This window comes from Nostoc sp., assembly GCF_035638895.1.
In the GTDB taxonomy this organism is placed as follows: domain Bacteria; phylum Cyanobacteriota; class Cyanobacteriia; order Cyanobacteriales; family Nostocaceae; genus Nostoc.
On the sequence record NZ_DASQZC010000231.1, the window covers coordinates 1 to 2469 of the forward strand.

General features: G+C 44.9%; 2 protein-coding genes. Both read right to left on the bottom strand.

The window, feature by feature from the left end; all coding sequences use genetic code 11:
• Positions 1-161: 161 nt before the first annotated feature.
• On the bottom strand, positions 162-1772 hold the full coding sequence (locus VE944_RS11100) for a group II intron reverse transcriptase/maturase (RefSeq protein ID WP_324976601.1): 1611 nt from the start codon (positions 1770-1772) through the stop codon (positions 162-164).
• Between the two features lie 115 nt (positions 1773-1887).
• Positions 1888-2058, bottom strand: coding sequence for a hypothetical protein (locus VE944_RS11105; RefSeq protein ID WP_324976604.1), 171 nt, complete (start codon positions 2056-2058; stop codon positions 1888-1890).
• Between the last annotated feature and the right edge of the window lie 411 nt (positions 2059-2469).

Consider the following 2469-nt stretch of genomic DNA (forward strand, 5'->3'; position numbering starts at 1 on the left):
ATAAATTCCCGCACCCAAAATGTCACCCACTCCGTAAATCACTAGAGTTGGTAATCCAAAAACTCGCTTGAGTGAATCTGCTTCTAGTTCATTTGTTTTCATACAACCCCTGAGAGTTTTTTATTCAAATACTAACTTTTAGGTTGAGTCGATGGGGGATATTATTCCCCGCACCTCTCAGTTAGATCCGTACGTGTGACTTTCGCCACATACGGCTCCCGATGTTCTTGGCTTTCGCTTTTGCTCATGTGTTTGTAATCGTGGCAACTCTCATGAATTGCTTCCAGATTATTTCTCTTCCAGTTGGCATGATCTCCGTCGATGTGATGCAGGTGAACCCGTTCCTCATCGATGAACTTTAGACCGCAGGAAGCACATCTATGGTTTTGCTTCTTAAGAGTTTTAGAGGTTTCGCCATCATAAAGTTTACTGTTACGTTCGCTCCAGTAGGCTGTATCTCCGTCATAGGGGGACTTTGTTCCTTTGACCATGACGTGTTTGTTTTCGGAGTAAGAAACTGCTGGAAATGCTTTGTCTAGTAATTTCTTGCTAGAGTCGCGGTTTTTCTTGGTTTCCTTGTTGAATACCGTGTAAGCTCTTGTTTCGATGTGGTATAACGAGTTTTTTGACCCGTCCATCTTGCAGAACTTATGGTAGTTTCTCCAGCCTCTAACTACCGGGGCTAATTTCATAGCCTTTGTAGTAGCACCATAGTTCGAGTTATTGACGATGTGTTTTACTTTCTTACGGAGCGCTTTGAAGTTATCCGTTGAAGGAGTGCTTTTAAACTTTCCGTTTTTCTGGACTTTGAAATGCCAGCCGAGGAAGTCAAACCCGTCTGTCGCGGCGGTAACTTTGGTTTTCTTTTGGCTTACATTCATTCCGCGTTTGCGGAGGAACTCGCTGATTCTTTCAAGTATCTTTATCGCATCATCTTTAGGTCGGAGTATAATAACCATGTCGTCCGCGTATCGGACTGATGGTTCTTTGATTCTTCCTTGGTTGTCCTTGGGTTGATGAATACTCTCAATTCCATTGAGTGCGATGTTTGCTAATAATGGGCTGACCACTCCCCCTTGAGGTGTACCCTGTTCGGGGAATTCTGGGTTTACTCCTGCCTTGAGGCATCGAAAGATACCAAGTTTTAAGCCTTTGGGGGCGATGAGTTCGTCCATTATTGTTGAGTGGTTAATCCTGTCGAAGCACTTTTCAATATCGAGTTCTATAACTCGTTTCTCTGTTCCGTTGCAGGAAGAGCGTAGGTTATTGTAGATGTACCGTTGTGCATCGTGGGCAGAGCGCCCAGTTCTGAACCCGTAACTCCTAGCGTGGAAGGTGGCTTCGTGGGCGGCTTCCAGAGCATATTTTGCTAGGCATTGCCAAGCTCTATCCGCTATGGTGGGTATTTTAAGCATTCTGGTCGTCCCGTCCTTTTTGGGGATGGGTATTTCTCGTAAGCCTTGATGTTTCCAATTTCCGCTATTAACTCTTAACCATTCTTCTAAGTAGAAGCGTTCGCTAAAAGTAAGGGATTTCTTACCATCAATACCAGCCGTCTTTTTACCAGCGTTTAGCTGAGATACTTGTCTTATTGCAAGAAATCGAGCCGAGGTAGATTTTAGAATAAGCTTTTGTAGTGACCTAGCTTTCCGCTTGTCTCCAACTTGAACAGCTTTGTACACGCGCTTTTGAAGGCGGAATAGGTTGCGCCGGAATTTCTTCCAGGGTAACGTTAACCATGATTCACTAGTTTTGTAACTGTGCCTAATCATACTCTTCTCTGGTTTGTGTATTCTGAACACCTCAGACCAATTACGGTCTGTCCTACCCGACTCGTGAGAGTTCCGCTTCTCGTCTAGCCTACCTGGGGTTCGACTGCCCCAGGACTCACAAATCGTTTTTATTCGTTCCCTCGGAGAGATTGATTGTTCCGTTAGATGTAGCCACTTTGACCATTGGATTCCCTGGACTCTTGCCGTTATTGACGTCATTACGGCGGGAATTAGCTCCAATGAAGTCAGGGATTTTAATGTTGCGCCCTGCTTTACAATAGGTCACTTTTTGAGGCTCTGTTTCATCATAGGAACTCCCTATTAGCGCCAGTGTCAACCCGCAACGGTCGTCTGATTGCGCCCTGTTCCCAGCTTCACCCTCCAGAAACCGAGTCTGGTCAGTGTGGGCAGATGAGGAGTCAATTCTGAGTCTGAATGACAGGACTTGCACCTGTATCAATCCGAGAGTTCAGCCTTTATTGACAGTAATCTGCTGTCGGGCTGGATTAGCTATTTACGGGCTGGATACCGTGATTCACTAATCAACGAATCGCACAATGTCTTTGTACCAAGGACGGTATGCTTTTAGTTGGGTTAACGTTGCTTGCTGGCTAAACCTATTAGGTTTATCTTTTAGCTCTGGGATATGGCAAACAACTAGAGAACATCTATCTATAGAACAACGATTTTGCTCATA